Origin of the sequence: Lysobacter antibioticus (genome assembly GCF_000731095.1) — a bacterium.
Classification (GTDB): domain Bacteria; phylum Pseudomonadota; class Gammaproteobacteria; order Xanthomonadales; family Xanthomonadaceae; genus Lysobacter; species Lysobacter antibioticus_B.
In genome coordinates this window covers 1-21287 of sequence record NZ_JMTZ01000065.1, presented here as the reverse complement: position 1 = coordinate 21287, position 21287 = coordinate 1, and the positions used below count along the sequence as shown (strand labels likewise).

Below are 21287 nucleotides of genomic sequence, written 5' to 3'. Positions count from 1 at the left end.
GAGCGTCTCCTTACGAGTACGCGACCGCGAGCGCGGCCGGCGTCGGTGGCGGGGAAGGCAGCGGCCGCGAGTCCAGCCGCTCGCGCAGCACGCGGCCGATGTGGGCGGCCGCGCGCGGTTCGAGCATCGACTGGTGATGGCAGTCGACGTCGTGGATCTCGATGCGCCCGCCGATGAAGGGCTGCCAGGCCGCGGCGTGGTAATGCAGCAGGCCGTCCAGGTCGACGTGCTCCTTGAGGCCGGCGTTGAAGAACACCACGTCGGTCTCGATCGGCGCCGGGCGGTAGCGCCGCGCCAGCATCAGGTTGTTGCGGGTCACCGCGGTGACGTTCTCGATCAGGCGCGCGTCGGCCTTCATGATTTCCTGCACCAGCGGAATCGAGAACACCTCGTACTCGCGGCACAGCAGGTCGGCCAGGCTGCGCATGTCCTGCGGCGGGTTGTCGCGGATGCGGTGGTGGAAGCCGAGGAATTTGAGCACGGCCACGGCCTGTTGCGCCTCGCTCTGGGCGTCGTGGGCATCGGCCACGAACGGATACGAATCCATCATCGCCAGCAGTTCGATGCGTTCGCCTACCTGCTGCAACTGCGCGGCGATGGCATGCCCGATCAGGCCGCCGAGCGACCAGCCGAGCAGGCGGTACGGCCCCTGCGGCTGGATCCGGCGCATCTGCGCGATGTAGTCGGCGGCGATCTCCTCGATGCTGCCGGGCAGGGCGCCGCCGCCGCGCAGGCCGCGCGACTGCAGGGCGTACACCGGCAGGGTCTCGTCGAGGTGGCGCAGCATGCCGGCGTAGGACCAGCTGAAGCCGGTCACCGGGTGGATGCAGAACAGCGGCCGTTCGCGGTCGGACAGGCGCAGCGACAGCAACGCGCCGAGCGGATCGTTCTCGCCGCCGCTGCGTTCCAGATACGCGGCTAGGCCGGCGATGGTCGAGCCCTCGAACAGGGCGCCGAGCGACAGCTCGCTGCCGAAATGCTGCGGGAAGGCGGCGACCAGTTCGGCGGCGGTCAGCGAATCGCCGCCGAGCTCGAAGAAGTTGTCGTGGATGCCGACGCGTTCGAGGCCGAAGATCCGCTGCCACAGCGCCACCAGCTTGCGTTCGATCTCGCTGCGCGGCGCGGCGTAGGCAGCCTGGCGGCTGCGTTCCGGCGGCGCCAGCGCCTTGCGGTCGAGTTTGCCGCTCGGCGTCAGCGGCAGCGCCGCCAATTCGACGTAGACGCTCGGCACCATGTGGTCGGGCAGCTTGGCGGCGAGACGGCGGCGCAGGCCGTCGCTGTCGAGGCGCAGGCCGGTCGCGGGCACCAGATAGGCGGCAAGCAGCGCGTGCCCCGCGGTGTCGCTGTGCAGGGCGACCGCGGCCTCGGCTACGGTTTCTTCGGCGCCGAGATGGGTTTCGATTTCGCCGAGCTCGACCCGGTGGCCGCGGATCTTGACCTGCTGATCGGCGCGGCCCAGGTATTCGATGACGCCGTCGTCGCGCCAGCGCGCGAGGTCGCCGGTGCGGTACAGGCGCGCATCGGTGGCGCTGAGCGGATCGGCTCGGCGGGCGGCGAAAGGATCGGCGATGAAGCGCTCGGCGGTGAGCTCGTCGCGGCCCAGATAGCCCTTGGCGACGCAGGCGCCGCCGATGTAGAGCTCGCCGACGCTGCCGGTCGGCACCGGACTCAGCGTGGTGTCGAGCACGTAGGCGCGGGTGTTCGCCAGTGGCTTGCCGATCGGCGGCGGCGCACCGTCGGCGAGGTCGGCCGCCGTGATCTCGATCGCGCTGGCCCACACCGTGGTCTCGGTCGGCCCGTACAGATTGGTCACCCGCGCGGCCGCGGCGACCAGACGCTGGGCGAGTTCCGGCGGCAAGGCTTCGCCGGTCGACAACGCGTGCACGCCGTCCAGACGCAGCTCGGGGTTGGCCAACAGCATGCGCCACAGCGACGGCGTGGCCTGGACGAAGTTGAGGCCGTGCTCGGCGATCAAGCGGGCCAGCGCGAGCGGATTGCGCACCACCTCGGCGGTGGTCACGACGATGCGCGCGCCGACGCTGAGCGGCAGGAACAGCTCGAAGCAGGCGATGTCGAAGGCGACCGTGGTCTGGGCCAAGAATCGATCGGCCGCGGTCGGCGCGAACAGGCGCTGGGTCGCGAGCAGAAAGTTGCCGAGATTGCGCTGAGTGACTTCCACGCCCTTGGGCCGGCCGGTCGAGCCCGAGGTGTAGATCAGGTAGGCGGTGGCGTCGAAGCGCGCGCGCGGCAGGACGGCGTCGACGTCGATCTCGTAGGCCTCGTCCTGCTCGTGGGCGAACAGCAGCGGCAGCGCGCGGCCGGCGAAGGCCTCGGCGAAGTTCGAGGTGGTCAGCAGCAGGCTCGGTGCGGCGTCGTCGAGGGTCAGGGCGATGCGCTCGGCCGGCGCTTCCGGGTCCAGCGGCAGATAGGCCGCGCCGGCTTTCCACACCGCGATCAGGGCCGCGATCAACACCTCGTCGCGCGGCAGGGCGATGGCGACGATGTCGCCGGGGCGCACGCCCTTCGCGATCAAGCGGTGGGCCAGGCGGGTGCTGCTCTGGTCGAGTTCGCGATAGCTCAGCACGGTGTCGCCGGCGATCACCGCGACCGCATCGGGCGTGCGCGCGGCCTGCTGCTCGAACTGGTCGAGCGCGGTGCTGTCCGGCAGCGGTGCGTCGGTGTCGTTCCAGCCCAGCAGCAGGCGCTCGCGCTCTTGATCGCCGAGCACGTCGATGGCGCCGAGGCTCAGCGACGGATCGGCCGACACCGATTCGATCAACCGCATCAGGCGGCGCCGGTGTTCGTCGAGCTCCGCGGCCGGGTACAGGGCCGGGTTGGCATCGAGGTCGAAGCTCAAGCCTTCGCCGTCGTCGCGGTCGTAAACGAACACGGTCAGGTCTTCGGCCGAGCCGTTGTGCAGGTTATGCCCGGTCGCGCGTTGGCCGCCGAAGCTGCCGTAGTCGAAGGGCTCGATGTTGATGCCGAGCCAGGCCAGATGCTGGTCGGGATTGACCAGGCCGAGGTCGCGGCGCAGGTCTTCGTAGCGATACTGCTGGTGGCGCAGCGCCTGCTTGACCACGCGCGAGACCTGCGCGAACAGTTCCGGCATGGTCGTCTGCGGGCTCATCGCCAAACGGATCGCGACCACGTTGGCGACCATGCCCGGGGTGCTGCGCAGGGCGTGATTGACGCGGCCGGTGACCGGCATGCCGAACACCAGGTCGTGGGCGCCGGTGGCGCGGTGATAATAGGCGGCGATCAGCGCGATCAGCACCTGCGGCAGGCTCACCCCGCAGTCGCGCGCGATCTCGACCAGGCGTGTGCGCGCCGCGTCGTCGAGCAGGCCGCGCGCACGGCGCAGGCCGCCGTTGTTGCGCACGCGCCGGCGCGCCAAGGTCACCGCCTCGGGCAGGGCCGCCAGTTGCTCGCGCCAGAACGCGCGGTCGCGCTGGAAACGTTCGGAACCGCGATAGGCGGCTTCGCTTTCGACCAGCGCCGCCAGCGAGCCGTAGCCGCAGGGCTCGGGCTCGCGGCCTTCGACGTAGGCGCTGTACAACTCGCTGATGCGGCGCACGGTCATGCCGCCGCTGTAGCCGTCGTAGATCGTGTGATGGGCGCGCTGGTACCAGCAATAGCGGTCGTCGGCGAGCTTGAACAGCGCGCTGACCCAGAGCGGGTCGTGGACGAAATCGACCGGCTTGGCGAGTTCGGCCTGCATCCAGCGTTCCGCGGCCGCGCGCGGTTCGGCTTCCAGGCTGAGGTCGAAATACGGGAAGTCGCTTTCGTATTCCTCGCGCACGATCTGCCGCGGCAAGCCGCCGTGTTCGACGATGCGCACGCGGGTGGCATCGGCTTCGCGGGTGAATTGGCGCAGTGCACGCAGGAACAGCTCGGTATCGACCGGGCCGCAAATCTCCACGGCTTCGGCGATGTTCATGGAGGCTTCGGCCGAGGCGATCTTCTGCCCGACCCACAGTCCGCGCTGGGCGGTGGTCAGGGGCAGGGCGGGGGAGTGGGATTCATTCATGGCGCGCATCCTTTGAGGCGGCCGTTGGCCGCACGCCGTCAGCGGCCGGCGGGCGCGATGCCCGACGACGCGTTGTTTTCGCGCGCGATCCCGCGGCCAGCTCGTCGTTACGAGTGGCCCCCTCTCCATGTTTGTTTCGAAATAAAACTACGTCGCCGCCGCGGCGCTTGGCGCCGGGGCTGAGCCCTGTCCGTAGCAGCTGGCTGCGCTATTCGCGCAGATGGCGGGCTTGAGTTCTTATATGGTTCGCCTGCGGCAGCGACGATCCGCATCGCACTTCGCTGCCGCTTCGGATTCAATATCCCTGAGCGCTCCGGCGCTGTCCATCGAGATCGGTGAGAGCCGGATCACAAGTCGAATATTTACGAAGCCGCCGTTGAGAGCCGGATCACAAGTCGAATATGTGAAGCTTTTTCTACAGGCGACAAGATCGCGCGAATATTCTCGCCGCAGCGATTTTTCGCGTTTGCGCCTCTGAAATATCGGTATCCGCGCGGTATCGCAACGCGGTTCGAAATCACGATCCGCCTGTGATGCCGCGCGGCATCGAGGCGCTTTCGATTTTCGCTTTAGCGAACGAATTTTCCGCCAGCGAATATCCATGGCGCGCAGACCGCCGCGTCGAGCGATGCAGAACGATCGAACTGCGACGCGCGGCCGGCTCGGATCGCGACGCCCGGGTGAATGCGGTCAGGCGGTATGGCCGGTCTCGCCGGCCCGCGCCGTCGTGGCCTGGGATATGATGAGAGCCATTCTCATTTGAGGCCGGTCGATGCCGTCCCCGTCAGCGTTTGCTCTGCCCCAGCCCGCCTTCGCCGCGGCCGCCGCCCCGACCCGCGAAGCGCTGCTGGACGTCGCCGCGCGCCTGTTCGTCGAGCGCGGCACCGAGCGCGTCGCCCTGGCCGACATCGCCGCCGGCGCCGGCCTGGAACTGCGCGTGCTGCGCGACCACTTCGCCAGCCGCGAGCATGTGCTGCTGGCCTTGCAGCAGCGTTTCGTCGAGGGCTTTCGCGTCCGTCTCCACGAGGCCATGGACCGCTGCCGGCCCAACGATTGGCCGGCACGCCTGCGCGCCTGGGTGCAGAGCGCGGTCGAAGGATATCTCGACCAGGTCGCGCTGCACGACGTCGTCTTCCACGACCTGCGCACCCACGACCGCCATGCGATGCAGGAGAACCCGGTCGTCGATCAACTGGTCGAGTTGCTCGAAGGCGGCATCGCAGCGCGGGTCTGGGCCGCGCCGGACCCACGCCTGACCGCGGTGATCTTCTTCACCGCCATGCACAGCGCGGTCGACCGGGTCATTGCCTGCGGCGAGCCGCAGGACCGGCAACGCCTGGTGCAGACCCTGATCGGTTACTTCGAGCGCTCGGTGCAATGGTGGGCGCGCTTCTGAGCCCGCCGCGCAGCCTCGCGATCAGGCGGCGCGGGCGGTCATGAGCTCGGCGATGGCGTCGCGATGGGCGTGGTCGATCGCGTCGAGGAACTCCGCGCCGATCATGCCGCGCGCCTCGTCGAGGGCTTCCAGCGCCGCCTGCACGCGTCCGCTGCGGTACAGCGCCTGACCCAGCAGCAAGGCCGCCAGCGGCGCCTGGTTCTGCCGGCACCAGGCGCGCGCCTCGCGCGCCGCGGCGATGCAGGCTTCGTCCTGGCCGAGCCGGTAGTGGGCGTCGGCGATGCCGCTGCGCAGCCAGTAGCGGATCTCGTCGTCGTGCATGCCGGTGTCGGCCAAGGCGATGGCCTGCGCCCAGTGCTGGGCGGCCTGGCGGTAATCGCCGCCGGCCTGATGGCCGATGGCCTGGTTGGCGAGGTCGAGGACCTGCGACTCGACGTCGTCGAGGGCATTCATTTCCATATGCATATCGGTTCCTTCCCGGCCGCCGTCATTGGCGGCCTGCGCATGGGTTAACGCACTGCGCCGGAAAAAGGGGTCAGCGCTCGGCGCCGATCCTTTCGGCGCCGATCATTGCAGATGAAACGAGTGCTCGAGGTGGCCGGCGTCCGCCGCGGGTTCTTCGCGCGGGGGGCGGTTGCGGCCGCGCCACTCGCCGGGCTGGTGCCAGGGAATGCGCATGACGAAGCGCGCGCCGCCCAGCGGCGAGCTCTCGATGTGGACCTCGCCGCCGTGGCGGTCGATCACCTGGCGCACGATGCTGAGGCCCAGCCCGAAGCCGCCGGTGGCGCGGTCGCGGCTGCGGTCGAGGCGATAGAACGGTTCGAACACGCGCAGGCGGTCTTCCGGCGGGATGCCGACGCCGTCGTCCTCGACCACCAACTGCCAACCGTGCTCGACCGCTTCGGCGCCGACCCGGATGGTGCCGTCGGCATAGCGCAGGGCGTTGCGCATGAGGTTGGAGAAGGCGCGGCCGAGGCTGCGCGGCTCGACCACGACCTCTTTCAGCGCCGGGGCGAGCGCCCATTCGATATAGGTGGTGCGGATGCGCAGCTCCTCGGCCGACACGCCGGTCGAGGCGCGCAGGAACGCGGACAGGTCGATGCGCTCCAACGCCGGCATCGGGCCGCTGCGTTCGAGCATGCCCAGGGTCAACAGTTCGCCGACCAGCAGGTCGAGTTCTTCGACGTCGCAGCGCAAGGCGTGCACGCGCGCACGCGCCACCCGGTCGTCGAGGGTGTCGCCGAGGTTGGCCAGGCCGAACTCCAGGCGGGTGATCGGCGTGCGCAGCTCGTGCGAGGCGGCGTTGACCATGTCGCGCTGCGACTGGATCAGGCAGCCGATCTGGTCGGCCATGTTGTTGAAGTAGACGCACAGCTGGCGGATCGACGAGCCGCCCGGCAGGCGTGCGCGGGCGTTGAGGTCGCCGTCGCCGAAGCGCGCGGCGGCGTCGCGCAACTGCTCCAGGTCGCGCCAATGCGGCTGCAGCCAGATCATCAGGCCGACCAGCACCATCGCGAACACGGTGGCATAGGCGATGTAGCGGATCGGGAAATCGCTTTCGTCGTAGCTGATCTGGACCACGTCGCCGTGGTCGAGGCGGACATAGACGTGGTGATGCTCGGTGCTGACGTGGTCGCTGGCGGTGCCGGTGGCGGCCAGTTCGGCCAGCACACGCGACGGCAGGCGCAGCGCCATCGCCGGCGACAGCACGCTGTAGCGGTCCGGGTTGCTGCGGTTGAGCGCGGCGATGCGCTCGGGCAATTCGCCGATGCCGACGCCGCGCAGGTGCTCGCGTAGCAGCGCCAGCTCGCCGCTGAACTCGTGCCGCGCCGATTGCGAGTACTGGTCCGGGAACAGATACGGAAAGGCTTGCTGCACCAACAGCATCGAGCACAACAGCAGGCCGGCCACGGTCAGATACAGCCGCACCAGCATCGCGAACATTCAGTCCTCCCAGGCGATCGGACTGAACAGGTAACCGCGGCCCCATACGGTCTTGATCTTGCGCGGCTCGTTGGCGTCGTCGCCGAAATGCCGGCGCAGGCGCGAGATGCTGACGTCGACGGTGCGGTCGACGCCGTCGAAGCCGATCCCGCGCCAGCGCCGCAGCAACTCGTCGCGATTGAGCACGCGGCCGGCGGCCTGGGCCAGGATCACGAACAGGTTGTAGTCGGCGGTCTTGAGGTCGATCTCCTGGCCTTTCCAGCGCACCTGACGCGCGGTCATGTCGATCTGCAGGCCACCGTACAGCAGCATCGAGGAGCCGTTGGGTTGCGGCCGCGCCTGGCTGCGGCGCAGGATGGCGCGCAATCGCGCCAGCAACAGCCGCGGCTCGACCGGCTTGAGGACGTAGTCGTCGGCGCCGACCTCCAGGCCGGTGACCTGATCGAACAGATCGCCGCGCGCGGTCAGCATCACGATCGGCAGACTCGACTGCTTGCGGATCTGGCGACAGACGTCGAAGCCGTCCATGCCGGGCAGCATCAGGTCGAGCACGATGACGTCGGGTGGATCGTCCTCGATCGCGGTCAGCGCCTGGTCCCCGCGCAGTACCACCGAGGTTTGAAAGTCGTAGCGTTGCAGGTATTCGGATATCAGCCCGGCCAGTCGGGCGTCGTCCTCTATCAGCAGGACTTTATTCATGGCCACCTCATGCGAGCCGGCATGGTAGCGCCGGCGGGTGGTGCTCGTCGGGACCGTACAAATAAACACATCCGGGTATCGAAGCCGGGGTCGGGCGGCGCGCGCGGCGGACGCCACGGCGGCGGACTGGCGCGTGCGTCCGCAACCGGGCCGGGCGAATGACGTTCGTTTCGGAAACGCAGCGGTGAGGGCATCGAAGGCGGCGCAGTGAGTGGGCTTGCTGACATTGATGCCGCGATCGTACGCAGGGTTGCAAGCGCGATGCGCGGACGGCGGCGTGAGCGGCGACGCGATGGCGCGGCGACCTTGCACGACAGCGTAATGGCGGTTGCTGTACGCAGAGACAAGGCGAAACCGATGGACGGATCGCAAGAGCGTACCAACGGCGCATCGAGGGCCGCTGCGATACGCGCGACGGCGGCATTGCGCCGCCGTCGTAGTCGAGACACGAGCCTGGCGATGGCCAGGCATGAACTTCATCGTTGTCGTCGCAACGCGCCGGCGCGGCCACGATTGATGACAAACGTCATACGGATACGACGCAGATTTCGCTGCGATCAGAGCGTCGCCCAGAGCTGGCGCGCTTCGTGCGCGATCACTTCCGGAAACTCTTCCGGGTAGAACAGTTTCGCGCCTTCGATGAAGCGGATGCCGCGCGACTTCGGGAACAAGCGGTCCAGGTAATGCGGGCTGGCCGGCGAGAAGATCGTGTCGCCGGTGCCCCAGACGATCCGCACCGGTTGCGTGCAGCGCTTCAGTGCCGCCTCGATGCCGGCGAGCGGGTTCGGGTCCAGCCCCATCGCATAGGCGTCGGTGAGCTGCACGCGTTGCGGCGTGCTCACCAGCGGGGTGAAGTAGGTCTCGATCGCTTCGTCGCTCGGATGATCGGGATAGGTGAAGCACTGTACGCCGATGCCCTTTTCCGAACGGGCGAAGGCATGGTCGGCCAGTTGCGGCGGAAACGTTTCCAGGGCGAAGCGGCCGCGGCGTGCGGCTTCGATCACCGGCACCACCGCGGCCGGCGGGCTGTCGTTCTCGACGTCGCAGTTGGTCAGCAGCATGCTGCGCACGCGCTGCGGATACTTGACCAGGAACATCTGCGCGACCGCGCCGCCGCTGTCGTTGGCGATCAGGTCGACGCTGTCGATGCCGAGCCGGTCGAGCAAGGTCGCGAGCATGTCGACCTGCGCGTCCGGCGCGACGCTCTGGCCTGCGGCGACCCGCGTATAGCCCAGGCCCATGAAGTCCGCGGCGATGCAACGGCGGTACGGCGCCAGATAGGCCATCGCGCCGCGCCACTGGAAGCTGTTGAGCGGGAAGCCGTGCAGGAACAGGGCCGCCGGCCCCTGGCCGCGCTCGACGTAGGCGATCTCGCCGAACGAGGTCGCGACGAAGCGGCGCGCGGCATGGAACGCCGCCGCGTTCCACGGCGCGGTATCGGCGGCGGTGGCGCCGGCGCCGGTCAGGCCGGTGGCGCAAGCGCCGAGCAGGCCGACGCTGGCTGCGCCGACGCCGAGTTGGATGAAGGTTCTGCGGTTCATGTCGTCTCCCAGGCCCGGACGGGCGTTTCGATGGGAGGCGATGATCGAGATCGGCAGTCATGCCGGCAATGACGTTGCAGGTGCAATTTGCATGACCTGCGAGGTCATGGTTTTGACTGAAGCCGGCTCCTATCATGGCCGCATGAACATGGCCCTCGCTACGAATCCGAAGACCGGCCCGCGCAACCAGAGTGTCGGCGCGCTGCTGCGCGAGTGGCGCGCGGTCCGGCGCTGGAGCCAACTGGACCTGGCCCTGGACGCGGGCGTATCGGCCCGTCATCTGAGCTATGTGGAGACCGGCAAGTCGCAGCCGAGCCGCGAGATGATCGTCAAGCTCGCCGACGCCCTCGACATGCCGCTGCGCGAACGCAATGCGTTGCTGGTCGCGGCCGGCTTCGCGCCGAAGTACCCCGAGACCGCGTTGGCGACGCCCGAGTTCGCCCAGATCCGGCGCGCGATCGAATTCATCCTCAAGCAGCAGGAGCCGTATCCGGCGTTCCTGTTGAACCGGCACTGGGACGTGTTGATGGCCAACGAGGCTGCGGTGCGCACCAATGCCTTCGTCATGCGCGGTCGCCCGAACCGCCACGCCAACATGATCCGGCAGATCTTCGACCCCGAGGATCTGCGTCCGGCGGTCGCCAACTGGGAGGAGGTGGCCGGCGAGCTGATCCGTCACTTGCATACCGCCGTCGCGGCCACGCCCGGCGACAGCGCGGCGCGCGCCTTGCTCGACGAAGCCATGGCCTATCCCGGGGTGCCGAGCCATTGGCGCCGGCGCCAGTTCGATGCGGCGCCGTCGCCGTTGCTGACCACGATCCTGCGCCGCGACGAACACGAACTGCGTTTCTTCTCCACCATCACCACCTTCGGCACCCCGCGCGACGTCACCATCGACGAATTGCACGTGGAGTGCTGTTTCCCGATGGACGAGGCCACCGCGCAGCTGTGCCGCGCCCTGCAGGACGGATCGCTCGGGGCTTGAGCCGGGGCGCGGGTCCGGTGGCGGCGAGCGGCCTGATCGCCGCGGTGGCGATGTAAGGCAACCAAATGGTTGCATTTCGTTGCGGGCGGGACTAGCCTCCGGGTCGGAGGTACGACCATGAACGCATCCACCGATCGCATCGAGAAGCAGATCCTGCTGAAGGCGCCGCGCTCGCGGGTCTGGCGGGCCTTGGCGGACGCCGAGTCCTTCGGCGAATGGTTCGGCGTCCGCCTCAAAGGCCAGCGCTTCGTGCCCGGGCAGACCACCCAGGGCTACATCACCTATCCGGGCTACGAGCACCTGCTGATGCAGGTCGAAGTCCAGCGCGTCGAGCCCGAACGCCTGCTGTCCTTCCATTGGCATCCCTATGCGGTCGATGCCGAGGTCGACTACTCGCAGGAAGCGCCGACCCTGGTCGAGTTCACTCTCGAAGAGGTCGACGGCGGCACCTTGTTGCGCGTGGTCGAGTCCGGTTTCGACCGCGTGCCGGCCTCGCGCCGCGACGAAGCCTTCCGCATGAACAGCGGCGGCTGGGACGAGCAGATGAAGAACATCGAACGCTATGTCGGCTAGGGCCGCGTCGAAAACGCCGGTCCTGCGCAAGTCGGCTTTGTCTAAATCGGCACGGGTCTTCGCCGCGCTCAGCGACGAGACGCGGCTGCGCCTGGTCGTGGCTTTGTGCGCGGGCGGTGCGATGTCGATCGCGCAACTCACCGGCGGCACCGACATCAGCCGCCAGGCGGTGACCAAGCACCTGCAGGTCTTGGCCGAGGCCGGCCTGGTGCGCGACCTCAAGGCCGGGCGCGAACGTTTGTGGGAGTTCGAGCCCGCGCAACTGGACGAGGCGCGGCGCTCGCTCGATGCGATCTCGCAGCAGTGGGACCAGGCCTTGCTGCGGCTTAAATCCTCCGTCGAAGACTGAGACCCCGAGGCCGCCGAGGCTCGCCGGCGCAGCGCCGGCGGCGCCGGTCATCGCTCCATCAGATCGCGCGGCGGCAGCCCGTGCTCGCGGCAGTACTGCTCGTACTCGGCGCGTTGGGTCTCGGCGGTAGCGCGCATCCGCACCACGCCGCCGGGGCCGAGGAATTCGACCGCACCCATGACCACGACCAGGGCGATCATCGGTTCGTCGCCGACGATCTTCCACCAGTCGGTATTGCCCGGCGGCTCATAGACATAGTCGCCGGGGCCGATCAGCTCGCCGGTGCACAACAGCCGGCTGCCGCTGAGGTTGTAGGCATGGATCTCGCCGGTGTGGCGGTGCAGCGGCATGACCACGCCCGGGTCCATGCGCAGCAGCTCGACGAAGCCCTGGTCGCCGGCGAGGAAGCGCAGCGGCTTGGCGGCCTTGCCCGGGGTCGAGGACGGAATCCACGGCAGGTCGGCGCTGGTGCTGAAACGTGCGGGCAGATAATCGTGCAGGGCATCGAGTCCGTGCGGCATCGGGTATTCCTCGGAGGATAGGGAAGGCAGCCAGGCGCGGCCGGCTCAGCAGGCGACCGCATCGAGGAAGCGATCGAAGGAGTCGTCGACCGCCTGGCGGCCGCCGCCGATGATGTTGCGGCCCCAGGTGTAGCCGTAGACGTCCTCGAATGCGTAGCCGGCGACGCGTTCGCGCATCGCCCGCACATCGCTGGGTTTCATCGGGATGTAGTTGGGATAGCTGTACATGAAGGTCACGTGGCGGCGGTCGAACACCACCTGCAGCGCATCGCCCGGGAACAGCGCGCCGCCGTCGCGCGGGCCGCGCTTCCAGTGCAGCGCGGTGCTGCCGGGGAAGTGGCCGCCGCAGCGGATCAGGGTGACGTCCTCGGAGAGTTTGTGTTCGTCGCCGCTCCAGTAGCGGATGCGTTCGGACGGGCGCTGCACCCATGCGCGATCGGCTTCGTGGATCAGGATCGGCACGCCGCCGAGCGCTTCGCTCCACTCGACCATCGAGGCGTAGAAATGCGGATGCGAGATCGCGATCAGGTTGACGCCGCCGCGCGCGCGCAGCTCGGCCACGGCCTCGTCGGTGACCAGGGCCAGGCATTCCCACAGGATGTTGCCGGCGTCGGTCTGCAGATACAGCGCGCGTTGGTCGATCGCGAATGCCGGCGCCAGGCCGATGCCGAGCACGCCGGCATCGTCCTCGAGCCGCAGCGTGTAGCGTTGCGCCAGCGCTTCGTGGGTGGTCCAGGTCTGGCCTTGCCAGCCGACGTACTGGCGATCGTCTTCGCAGATCGGGCAATGCGCCGGCACGCCGGCATGAGGGGCGAACTGGGTGCCGCAGGTTTCGCAGATCGGCAGGGACATGACAGGCCTCATGCAGGTGGGCTGTGCGGGTGCGCGACGAGTCAGGACTTCGCGTTCGTCGCGCCCTGGTTGAACAGGACGTTTCGCGCTTCCTCCGACAGCACCGGCGCCTTCGTGTAGGGGTCGTCGATGCCGGCGTAGACGCGCTGGGTGGCCGGACGTGAGGCGATGCTCTGGAACCAGCGCTGCAGGTGCGGGGTCGCGGCGAGGTCCTGACCGAGCCCGACGTGCGGCACGATCCACGGGTAGCAAGCGATGTCGGCGATCGAATAGGCGTCGCCGCCGAGATAGGCGCGGTCGGCGAGGCGGCGGTCGAGCACGCCGTACAGGCGCTTCACTTCCTGGGTGTAGCGCTCGATCGCATACGGCAGCGGCTCGGGCGCATAGACGCGAAAGTGACCGGCCTGGCCGGCCATCGGGCCGAGCCCGGCCATCTGCCAGAACAGCCACTGGGTGACTTCGAGACGGGCGCGGGCGTCCTCGGGCAGCAGCAGGCCGGTTTTCTCGGCGAGATAGAGCAAGATCGCGCCCGACTCGAACACCGCCACCGGCTCGCCGCCGTCGCGCGGGGCGTGGTCGACGATCGCCGGGATCTTGTTGTTCGGCGAGATCGCCAGGAATTCGGGGGCGAACTGCTCGCCGGCCGAAAGCTGCACCGGCACGATCCGGTGGGCCAGGCCGGACTCTTCGAGGAACAGGCGCAGCTTCAGGCCGTTGGGGGTCGGGCTGTAGTAGAGGTCGATCATCGGCAGGGGCTCGTCTGGGAGGGGCGGTGCGGCGGCGTCGTGCCGCTTCCATGGACTCAGCTTAGGAGTACTCTGGCGCCCTGAATGAGCCAAAACGGTGATATTTCATGGGGCCAGTTTTCCCGTTTCCTCTCGCCCTGCCGGACCGCGGCCAGGGCACCCTGACCCAGGAACTGCACCACCAACTGCGCTCGGCGATCCTCGACGGCCGCCTCGCCGCCGGGGCGCCGCTGCCGGCGACGCGCCAGGTCGCCAACGAACTCGGCGTCGCCCGCAACACTGTCGTCACCGCCTACGACCTGCTGATCGCCGAAGGCTATGCGCTGCCGCGCAAGGGCGCGAAGACCGTGGTGGCCGACGTCGCCGGACGTCGCGAACGGCGCGCGCCCTCGCATCTGGAGCAGGGGCTGGAAGACCCGCGCCTGAACCCGCTGTGGCGCACACCGTTCATGCGTCCCGCGCTGCCGCGCAGCCTGCCGGAACGCTGCTTCCGCCTCGGCATTCCCGACCATCGCCATTTCCCGCACGACCTCTGGCGGCGTCTGTCCGCGCAGAGCCTGCGGGAATGGTCGAAGACCCATTTCAGCTATCCGCCGTCGGAAGGCATCCCGGCCCTGCGCGAAGCGATCGCCCAGCACGTCGCGTTCGCGCGTGCGGTCGCCTGCGCGGCCGACGACGTCATCGTCACTTCCGGCGCGCAGCAGGCCTTCGATCTGCTCGCGCGTTTGCTGGTGACGCCGGGCGTGACCCGGGTGGCGGTCGAAGAGCCGGGCTATCCGCCGGTGCGCGCGGCCTTCGCCGCGGCCGGCGCGCGCCTGGTGCCGATGCCGGTCGACGACGAAGGCTTGTGCGTGGATCGCCTGCCCGAGGACGTGCGCGTCGTCAGCGTCACCCCCTCGCACCAATCGCCGACCGGCGTCGCCTTGTCGCTGCGCCGGCGCAAGGCGCTGCTGGAGTTCGCCCGCCAGCATCATGCGGTGGTGATCGAAGACGACTACGACGGCGAATTCCGCTTCGGCGGGCGCCCGCTCGATGCGCTGCAGACCCTGGATCGCGACGCCTTGGTGTTCTACGTCGGCACCTTCTCCAAGAGCCTGTTCCCGTCGCTGCGCAAAGGCTTCGTGGTCGCGCCGGCGTGGGCGCGCGACGCTCTGATCACGGTCAAGCAATGCGCCGATTCGCATTGCGATACGATCACCCAGTCGGTGCTTGCGGCCTTCATCCGCGACGGTCATCTCGCCCGGCACGTGCGGCGCATGCGTTCGATCTACGGCGAGCGCCGCGACGCTCTGCTCGACGGCCTGCGCCGCGAACTGCATCCGTGGCTGGAGCCGATTCCCTCGGAAGCGGGGCTGCATCTGGCCGCGCGCATCCGCGACCCCGGGTTGGCGCCGGCGATCCTTACCCGCATGCTGCGCCACCTGCCCGGTGCTCAGTCGGTCGGCGACTATGCGATCGGCGCCTTGGAGCGGCCGGCGCTGACCTTCGGTTACGGCGTCATCGATGCCGACGAGATCGCCCCGGCCCTGAAGCGTTTCCGCCGCTCGCTGGAGGAACTCGGCGGCGCCTGACGCCGGCTCAGGCGGGGGCCACCGGGATGAAGCAGCGCGGCTTCATCCGGCCGAAGTCGGTCCTGCGTTCGCTGCGCACGCGCGGATTCGGGTCGAGCACGCAGCCGCCTTCGTCCGAGTGCAGATAGACCACCCAGTGCCAGCTGCCCTCGCGGCGGTTGGGATTGATGCCGGCGATGCCGCTGCGATCGAGCGCATCCCATCGCGCCAGGCGACGTTCCGGCCCCGCGCGCAGACCGAGCAGTTTGAGCATGCGCCGCAGCTGCCTGGCATCGCTGAAATAGGCATTGCGCACCGTGCGCGCTTGGTCGCCGCGGCCCACGACCCGGTCGTGCGGGCCGACGCCGAGCCGGCGCGCCAGCACCCGCGCCTGCGCATAGCCGATGCCGCCGAGCATCGCCACGCAGGCCAGGCCGCAGCCGGTGGCGTCTTCCTGGGTCGTTCTTCGGATCACGGGCAGTCCGGGGCGGGCGGCGTCGCCTCACTGTAGTGGCGCGCCGGTCGCGGGCGCGAGCAGGGTTGCGGGGTGAACCTTCGTCGGGACCGGGGGTCGAAGCCCCGGTCGCCGCCCTCGACCCGGCGCCGGTTTTGCGATCTGGGACCCCGGTCCTGATGGAACGTGCGCCCGGATCAGGCCGATAGTGGCGTTTCGCCACGCCGGTTCAGGCGGCCGAAGGCGCCGCGGGCGGATATTCGAGCGCCCGGGCCCTAGGCTGAATGGCGCCGACGGCCGGTTCGCTTTAATAAGTTATTAATTGCAAAGGGTATGTTGATGTCCGCGCCGCCGTCTCATCGGTCCGGCGCTCCGCCGCCCGGGCCGGTCAAGGCCCGGTCGCCCGTTCCAGTACCGCAACACTGTGGAACTTTCCCCACCTTTAGCAGTCATATATCGCGACTGCTAAGATGACCCCCATGACCTCTATCGCCCAATCCACTGCTCTAGTCGCCAACAACCTGCCTGTGCCCAGCGCGCTCGGTTCGCTGGACGCGTATATCGGCGCCGTGCACCAGATCCCGGTGCTCAGCGTGGAAAACGAGCAGGCGCTGGCGCGCCGCTTCCGCGAAGGGGAAGACCTCGACGCGGCCCGTGAACTCGTTCACTCGCATCTGCGCTTCGTCGTCCACGTGGCCCGCGGCTACAACGGCTACGGTCTGCAGATCGGCGACCTGATCCAGGAAGGCAACATCGGCCTGATGAAGGCGGTCAAGCGTTTCGACCCCGACCAGGGCGTGCGCCTGGTCTCGTTCGCGGTCCATTGGATCCGCGCCGAGATGCACGAGTTCATCCTCAAGAACTGGCGCATCGTCAAGGTCGCCACGACCAAGGCGCAGCGCAAGCTGTTCTTCAACCTGCGCAAGAGCAAGACGCGCCTGGGCTGGATGAACGCCGAGGAAGTGCGCCTGGTCGCCAAGGACCTCAACGTCTCCGAGCGCGAAGTGCTGGAAATGGAATCGCGCCTGTCCGGCCGCGACATCGGTTTCGATGCGCCTTCGGACGAGGACGACGATCATGCGCCGCCGTCGCCGGCCGCGTACTTGCGCGCGAGCGACGAAGATCCGTCGCAGTCGTACGAGCGCGAGGACGAGGAAGACAACCAGCTCGGCCTGCTGCGCGAAGGCCTCGCCGGCCTGGATGCGCGTTCGCGTGACATCATCAAGCGTCGCTGGCTCGATGCCGACAGCAAGATCACCTTGCAGGAACTGGCCGACGAGTACGGCGTCAGCGCCGAGCGCATCCGCCAGATCGAAGCCAATGCCCTGAAGAAGATGCGCGGCCTGTTCGTCGCCTGATCGGCGATCAACAAGCTTAGCGACGACGGCCCGGGAAACCGGGCCGTCGTCCTTTGCGGCGCCGCAATCGGCCGCAGCGTTCGCGACCGCGCAGCGCAAGAAGCGGATATCGCCGCGCGCGCGCGGCATCTAACTTGGGGCACTGTCTTCCAGGGAGTTACCCGATGTCTCGCTACCGCATCGCCGGCCTGTCGCCGGAACCCTTCGCCACCCTCGGCGCGCTCGACGACGCCAGCCTGCGTGCCCACGGCATGCGCCGCATCGTCGCCGACTCGCCGAACGGCTACCCCTGCCGGATCAGCCTGGCCGACGCCAAGCCCGGCGACTCGGTGTTGTTGCTGACCTTCGAGCACCACGCCTGCGACGGCCCCTATCGTTCCAGCGGCCCGATCTACGTGCGCGAGGGCGCCGCCGCGGCCTCGTACGACGACGCGCTACCGCCGTTCCTGCGCACCCGTCATCTGTCGCTGCGCGCCTACGATGCCGACGGCTGGATGCGCGGCGCGCGTGCGATCGATGGCGCCCAGGCCGATGCGGCGCTGGCCGAGCTGCTCGACGATCCGGACACGACCGAAGTGCACGCGCACAACGCCCGCACCGGTTGCTTCATGTGCCGGATCGATCGGGTTTGACGCGACCTTGCAGACAGCCACCGAGTCCGCGGTAAACACGAAGGGCGCCGCGAGGCGCCCTTCGTCGTCGTTACCGCTGCAGCCGAGGCAATGCGTGCGCACCGCGTCGCGTCCATGCCTTCATGGCGGCGGCGTGTCGGCGCGGGCAGGCTCGCCGGTGCCGAAGATGATGCGGGCGTGGCGTTGGTAGGTGAAGTAGGCCCACGACCAGTTGAGCATCACGATCAGCCGGTTGCGGAAGCCGATCAGGAAGAACACGTGCGCGGCAAGCCAGAACACCCAGGCGAGGAAGCCGGAGAACTTGAAGCCGCGCAGGTCGACCACCGCGGCGCGGCGGCCGATGGTGGCGAGGTTGCCGAAGTCGACGTAACGGAAAGGCTCGAGCGCGCGCCGATCGAGACGTGCGCGTATCGCACGCGCGACGTAGGCGCCCATCTGCTTGGCGCCCGGCGCGACCCCGGGCACGGGCTGGCCGTTGGCTTGCTTGACGCTGGCCAGATCGCCGGCGACGAAGATCTCCGGATGCCCGGGCACGCTGAGGTCGGGTTCGACCAGCACGCGCCCGGCGCGATCGCGCGGCGCATCGAGCAGGGCGCCGAGCGGTGAAGCGGCGACGCCGGCCGCCCACAGCACCGTGCGCGACGGCACGAACTCGGCGCCGAGGCGATAGCCGCGGCCGTCGATCTCGGCCACCGGGGTGCCGGTGGCGACCTCGACTCCGAGCCGCTGCAATTGCGCGCGGGCCTTTTCCGACAGCGATTCGGGAAAGTTGGCGAGCACGCGCGGGCCGGCTTCGATCAAACGCACGCGCGCCTGTGCCGGGTCGATGCGGCGGAACTCGCGACGCAGGGTCTTGCGCGAAATCTCGGCGAGGGTGCCGGCGAGTTCGACCCCGGTCGGGCCGCCGCCGACCACGGCGAAGTGCAGCCAAGCCGAGCGTTCTTCCTCGGTTTCGGCCGCTTCGGCGCGTTCGAAGGCGAGCAGGACGCGGCGGCGGATGTGCAGGGCGTCGTCGAGGGTCTTCAGGCCGGGCGCATCGTCGGCCCATTCGTCGTGGCCGAAATAGGCATGGGTCGCGCCGCTGGCGAGCAGCAGGTAGTCGTAGTCGATGACGTCGCCGCCGGCGAGGCTCACCTGGCGCGCGTCGGCGGCGATGCCGGTCACTTCGCCCAGGCGCACTTCGACATTCTTCTGATTGCGCAGGATGTGGCGCAAGGGCGCGGCGATGTCCGGCGCCGACAGGCCGGCGGTCGCGACCTGGTAGAGCAGGGGCTGGAACAGATGATGGTTGCGACGGTCGATCAGGGTGATGCGCACCTCGGCCGAAGCCAGGGCGCGCGTCGCCCACAGACCGCCGAACCCGCCGCCGACGATGACGACGTGCTTGCGGGAGTCGCTCATGGCGATGGAACCTCGATCAGCTGAGATGGTGGGTGAGCAGGTCTTCGAGCTTGCGCTGGTCGGCGGCGAAACGGCGGATGCCGTCGGCGAGCTTGTCGGTCGCCATCGCGTCCTCGTTGTGCTGCCAGCGGAACCCGGCCTCGTCGAGCTTCGCGCCCGGCGCGGCGCGCTGGCCGTCGTCGACGAGCGCGCGCGCGACCGCGTCGTGGCCGGCTTCGAGTTCGCCGAGCAACTCCGGCGAGATCGTCAGGCGGTCGCAACCGGCGAGCGCGAGCACTTGCCCGGTGTTGCGGAAGCTCGCGCCCATGACCACGGTGGCGTAGTCGTGGCGCTTGTAGTACTGCCAGATGCGCGCGACCGACTGCACGCCGGGGTCGTCGGCGGGCGTGGCCGGCTTGGGCGTGCCGTTGGCGAGGTGCCAGTCGAGGATGCGGCCCACGAACGGCGAAATCAGGTATACGCCGGCCTCGGCGCAGGCCACGGCCTGGGCGAACGAGAACAGCAGGGTCAGGTTGCAGTGGATGCCTTCGCGTTCGAGCTGCTCGGCGGCGCGGATGCCTTCCCAGGTCGAGGCGATCTTGATCAGCAGGCGCTCGCGGCCGATGCCGGCCTGGTCGTACAACTCGACGATGCGGCGGGCCTGGGCCAGGGTCGCTTCGGTGTCGAAGCTCAGGCGCGCATCGACTTCGGTGGAGACGCGGCCGGGGATCAGCTTGAGGATTTCGCCGCCGATCGCGACGGCCAGGCGCAGGCCTGCGTCGCCGACCCGCGCGGCGGTGTCGGCGCCTTGCGCCGCGGCGACCGCGGCCTCGATCAGCGGCGCATAGGCCGGCAAGGCCGAGGCTTTGAGCAGCAAGGAGGGGTTGGTGGTCGCATCGAGCGGTCGGAAGCGGGCGATGGCTTCGATGTCGCCGGTGTCGGCGACGACGGCGGAGAGTGCGCGCAGTTGTTCGAGCTGGTTGGTCATGGGGGTGGGGTCATGTCGTGTCGTTAGGGTCCCCGCCATTCTCACTGATCGAGGTTAGCGCGTCATGACCGTGGCGCTCGTTTCGGCGCCGGCGCGGCGTGGAGGCGCCGACGACGGGGTTGCGCTAGGCTGGCCGCGACAGGGCCGGGACCGGCCCGCAGGGGATTCGCATGGCCGCAGAGGAAAAACGCATCGCGCTGCTGATCGATGCCGACAACGCGCCGGCGGCGAAGATCGACGTGATCCTGACCGAGGTGGCGAGCTACGGCATCGCCAACGTGCGCCGCGCCTACGGCGACTGGAAGAGTCCGAACCTGAGGAGCTGGGAAGCGGTGCTGCACGACTACGCGATCCGGCCGATGCAGCAGTTCGCCTACAGCAAGGGCAAGAACGCCTCCGACATGGCGATGGTCATCGATGCGATGGACCTGCTGTATGCGCGCAACCTCGACGGTTTCGCGATCGTCTCCAGCGACGCCGATTTCACCCCGCTGGTGATGCGCCTGCTGACCGAGGGCGCCAAGGTCTACGGCTTCGGCGAGCAGAAGACCCCGGAACCCTTCGTCAACGCCTGTTCCAAATTCACCTATGTCGAGGCCCTGGCCCAGCCGGCCAGCGTCGACGGCGTGCCCGACGACAGCGCGGCGACGCCGGTGCGCAGCGCCAAGGACCTGCGCAGCGATACGCGCCTGGTGCAGATGCTGCGGCGTGCAGTCGACGCCGCCGGCGGCGACGACGGCTGGTCGCGGTTGGCCACGATCGGACAGCAGATCGGCAACCAGGCCTCGTTCGATCCGCGCAATTACGGTTACCGCAAACTCAGCGACCTGATCGAGGCGATGGGCCTGTTCGAGATACGGCGCGACAACCTGACGGTGTGGGTACGCGACAAGCCCAAGGGCGGCGCGAAGAAAGCCGCCGAGAGCAAATCGCCGGCGAACAAACCGGCGGTCAATCCTGCGCCGGGTAACCAGCCTGCCGCTAACAAACCGCCGGCGAACAAGTCGGCGGCGAGCAAGCCGAAGGTCAAGGCCAAGACCTGATCGAAGGTGCGATCCGCGACGCAGCTGGGGTAGGAGCGGCGCGAGCCGCGACCGCGAATCGTGGGCGGCGACGTTCTTTCCTTGACGGCGTCGAATCCCATCCCTGGCCTTGGCCTTGGCCTTGGCTTTGGCTTATGACTGTTGCTGTTGCTGTTGCTGTTGCTGTGCGCAGCTTCGCACTAGCGAAGGCCACAGAAGACCCGGAGGGCGGCCCGCATGGATGCGGGCCGTTTTTCATCGGGACAGGGA

Annotated in this window: 19 protein-coding genes; 8 read left to right on the top strand and 11 right to left on the bottom strand. The window is 68.6% G+C overall.

Annotation, left to right across the window (positions count from 1 at the left end):
- Positions 1 to 10: 10 nt before the first annotated feature.
- On the bottom strand, positions 11 to 4027 hold the full coding sequence (locus EX88_RS0117355) for a non-ribosomal peptide synthetase (RefSeq protein ID WP_036149298.1): 4017 nt from the start codon (positions 4025 to 4027) through the stop codon (positions 11 to 13).
- A 772-nt stretch (positions 4028 to 4799) separates the two neighbouring features.
- Here EX88_RS0117355 and EX88_RS0117350 point away from each other — a divergent pair.
- Positions 4800 to 5423, top strand: a complete 624-nt coding sequence (locus EX88_RS0117350; protein ID WP_051885249.1) for a TetR/AcrR family transcriptional regulator — start codon at positions 4800 to 4802, stop codon at positions 5421 to 5423.
- A 21-nt stretch (positions 5424 to 5444) separates the two neighbouring features.
- Here EX88_RS0117350 and EX88_RS0117345 read toward each other — a convergent pair whose 3' ends face one another.
- From EX88_RS0117345 to EX88_RS0117330, 4 genes are all read right to left on the bottom strand, one after another.
- Positions 5445 to 5888 (bottom strand): hypothetical protein, encoded by a 444-nt coding sequence (locus tag EX88_RS0117345; protein WP_152566331.1) that lies wholly within the window; start codon positions 5886 to 5888, stop codon positions 5445 to 5447.
- Positions 5889 to 5990: 102 nt separating this feature from the next.
- Positions 5991 to 7367, bottom strand: coding sequence for an ATP-binding protein (locus EX88_RS0117340; RefSeq protein ID WP_051885248.1), 1377 nt, complete (start codon positions 7365 to 7367; stop codon positions 5991 to 5993).
- Positions 7368 to 8066, bottom strand: a complete 699-nt coding sequence (locus EX88_RS26125; protein WP_031373252.1) for a response regulator — start codon at positions 8064 to 8066, stop codon at positions 7368 to 7370. It abuts the gene before it with no gap.
- Positions 8067 to 8623: 557 nt separating this feature from the next.
- Positions 8624 to 9607: an alpha/beta fold hydrolase gene (locus EX88_RS0117330; RefSeq protein ID WP_031373251.1), complete on the bottom strand. Its 984-nt coding sequence runs from the start codon at positions 9605 to 9607 to the stop codon at positions 8624 to 8626.
- Between the two features lie 142 nt (positions 9608 to 9749).
- Between EX88_RS0117330 and EX88_RS0117325 the strand changes: the two genes are divergently transcribed.
- From EX88_RS0117325 to EX88_RS0117315, 3 genes are all read left to right on the top strand, one after another.
- Positions 9750 to 10592 carry a helix-turn-helix domain-containing protein gene (locus EX88_RS0117325; RefSeq protein ID WP_051885252.1) on the top strand — a complete coding sequence of 281 codons (843 nt, stop codon included), beginning with the start codon at positions 9750 to 9752 and terminating at the stop codon, positions 10590 to 10592.
- A 117-nt stretch (positions 10593 to 10709) separates the two neighbouring features.
- Complete coding sequence (locus EX88_RS0117320; protein WP_031373249.1) at positions 10710 to 11165, top strand: SRPBCC family protein; 456 nt, start codon at positions 10710 to 10712, stop codon at positions 11163 to 11165.
- A 37-nt stretch (positions 11166 to 11202) separates the two neighbouring features.
- Entirely contained in the window at positions 11203 to 11514 is a 312-nt protein-coding gene (locus EX88_RS0117315; protein WP_235186334.1) for an ArsR/SmtB family transcription factor, read from the top strand.
- A 47-nt stretch (positions 11515 to 11561) separates the two neighbouring features.
- Here EX88_RS0117315 and EX88_RS0117310 read toward each other — a convergent pair whose 3' ends face one another.
- Genes EX88_RS0117310 through EX88_RS0117300 form a run of 3 tightly spaced genes read right to left on the bottom strand, consistent with a single transcriptional unit; the run spans position 11562 to position 13633 of the window.
- Positions 11562 to 12035, bottom strand: coding sequence for a cupin domain-containing protein (locus tag EX88_RS0117310; RefSeq protein ID WP_081931146.1), 474 nt, complete (start codon positions 12033 to 12035; stop codon positions 11562 to 11564).
- Between the two features lie 45 nt (positions 12036 to 12080).
- Positions 12081 to 12887 carry an MBL fold metallo-hydrolase gene (locus EX88_RS0117305; RefSeq protein ID WP_031373246.1) on the bottom strand — a complete coding sequence of 269 codons (807 nt, stop codon included), beginning with the start codon at positions 12885 to 12887 and terminating at the stop codon, positions 12081 to 12083.
- Positions 12888 to 12928: 41 nt separating this feature from the next.
- The gene (locus EX88_RS0117300) at positions 12929 to 13633 is read right to left on the bottom strand and encodes a glutathione binding-like protein (RefSeq protein ID WP_031373245.1); all 705 of its coding nucleotides are present in this window, start codon (positions 13631 to 13633) and stop codon (positions 12929 to 12931) included.
- Positions 13634 to 13740: 107 nt separating this feature from the next.
- Here EX88_RS0117300 and EX88_RS0117295 point away from each other — a divergent pair, with 107 nt between their 5' ends.
- Entirely contained in the window at positions 13741 to 15204 is a 1464-nt protein-coding gene (locus EX88_RS0117295) for a PLP-dependent aminotransferase family protein (protein ID WP_031373244.1), read from the top strand.
- A 7-nt stretch (positions 15205 to 15211) separates the two neighbouring features.
- On the opposite strand, the gene EX88_RS0117290 is transcribed toward EX88_RS0117295, so the two are convergent.
- The gene (locus EX88_RS0117290) at positions 15212 to 15658 is read right to left on the bottom strand and encodes a hypothetical protein (RefSeq protein WP_152566330.1); all 447 of its coding nucleotides are present in this window, start codon (positions 15656 to 15658) and stop codon (positions 15212 to 15214) included.
- A gap of 458 nt (positions 15659 to 16116) precedes the next feature.
- Between EX88_RS0117290 and rpoH the strand changes: the two genes are divergently transcribed.
- A complete protein-coding gene (rpoH, locus tag EX88_RS0117285; RefSeq protein WP_031373242.1) occupies positions 16117 to 16995 on the top strand; it encodes an RNA polymerase sigma factor RpoH in 879 nt (292 codons plus the stop codon).
- Positions 16996 to 17159: 164 nt separating this feature from the next.
- Positions 17160 to 17627 (top strand): DUF1203 domain-containing protein, encoded by a 468-nt coding sequence (locus tag EX88_RS0117280; protein WP_031373241.1) that lies wholly within the window; start codon positions 17160 to 17162, stop codon positions 17625 to 17627.
- A 120-nt stretch (positions 17628 to 17747) separates the two neighbouring features.
- Here the strand turns inward: EX88_RS0117280 and EX88_RS0117275 are convergent, their stop codons facing one another.
- Together EX88_RS0117275 and tal are read right to left on the bottom strand one after the other, a co-directional pair.
- Positions 17748 to 19028, bottom strand: a complete 1281-nt coding sequence (locus EX88_RS0117275) for an NAD(P)/FAD-dependent oxidoreductase (RefSeq protein WP_031373240.1) — start codon at positions 19026 to 19028, stop codon at positions 17748 to 17750.
- Between the two features lie 16 nt (positions 19029 to 19044).
- A complete protein-coding gene (tal, locus tag EX88_RS0117270; protein ID WP_031373239.1) occupies positions 19045 to 19995 on the bottom strand; it encodes a transaldolase in 951 nt (316 codons plus the stop codon).
- A gap of 170 nt (positions 19996 to 20165) precedes the next feature.
- On the opposite strand from tal, the gene EX88_RS0117265 reads away from it, so the two are divergent.
- Positions 20166 to 21038: an NYN domain-containing protein gene (locus tag EX88_RS0117265; RefSeq protein WP_031373238.1), complete on the top strand. Its 873-nt coding sequence runs from the start codon at positions 20166 to 20168 to the stop codon at positions 21036 to 21038.
- Positions 21039 to 21287 lie beyond the last annotated feature (249 nt).

Coding starts and splice junctions, on each gene's coding strand:
- EX88_RS0117300 (WP_031373245.1), bottom strand. CDS start 13,633: ATGATCGACCTCTACTACAGCCCGACCCCCAACGGCCTGAAGCTGCGC.
- EX88_RS0117325 (WP_051885252.1), top strand. CDS start 9,750: ATGAACATGGCCCTCGCTACGAATCCGAAGACCGGCCCGCGCAACCAG.
- rpoH (WP_031373242.1), top strand. CDS start 16,117: ATGACCTCTATCGCCCAATCCACTGCTCTAGTCGCCAACAACCTGCCT.
- EX88_RS0117310 (WP_081931146.1), bottom strand. CDS start 12,035: ATGCCGCACGGACTCGATGCCCTGCACGATTATCTGCCCGCACGTTTC.
- EX88_RS0117305 (WP_031373246.1), bottom strand. CDS start 12,887: ATGTCCCTGCCGATCTGCGAAACCTGCGGCACCCAGTTCGCCCCTCAT.
- EX88_RS0117320 (WP_031373249.1), top strand. CDS start 10,710: ATGAACGCATCCACCGATCGCATCGAGAAGCAGATCCTGCTGAAGGCG.
- EX88_RS0117345 (WP_152566331.1), bottom strand. CDS start 5,888: ATGCATATGGAAATGAATGCCCTCGACGACGTCGAGTCGCAGGTCCTC.
- EX88_RS0117265 (WP_031373238.1), top strand. CDS start 20,166: ATGGCCGCAGAGGAAAAACGCATCGCGCTGCTGATCGATGCCGACAAC.
- EX88_RS0117330 (WP_031373251.1), bottom strand. CDS start 9,607: ATGAACCGCAGAACCTTCATCCAACTCGGCGTCGGCGCAGCCAGCGTC.
- EX88_RS0117280 (WP_031373241.1), top strand. CDS start 17,160: ATGTCTCGCTACCGCATCGCCGGCCTGTCGCCGGAACCCTTCGCCACC.
- EX88_RS0117275 (WP_031373240.1), bottom strand. CDS start 19,028: ATGAGCGACTCCCGCAAGCACGTCGTCATCGTCGGCGGCGGGTTCGGC.
- EX88_RS26125 (WP_031373252.1), bottom strand. CDS start 8,066: ATGAATAAAGTCCTGCTGATAGAGGACGACGCCCGACTGGCCGGGCTG.
- EX88_RS0117355 (WP_036149298.1), bottom strand. CDS start 4,027: ATGAATGAATCCCACTCCCCCGCCCTGCCCCTGACCACCGCCCAGCGC.
- EX88_RS0117350 (WP_051885249.1), top strand. CDS start 4,800: ATGCCGTCCCCGTCAGCGTTTGCTCTGCCCCAGCCCGCCTTCGCCGCG.
- EX88_RS0117295 (WP_031373244.1), top strand. CDS start 13,741: ATGGGGCCAGTTTTCCCGTTTCCTCTCGCCCTGCCGGACCGCGGCCAG.
- EX88_RS0117340 (WP_051885248.1), bottom strand. CDS start 7,367: ATGTTCGCGATGCTGGTGCGGCTGTATCTGACCGTGGCCGGCCTGCTG.
- tal (WP_031373239.1), bottom strand. CDS start 19,995: ATGACCAACCAGCTCGAACAACTGCGCGCACTCTCCGCCGTCGTCGCC.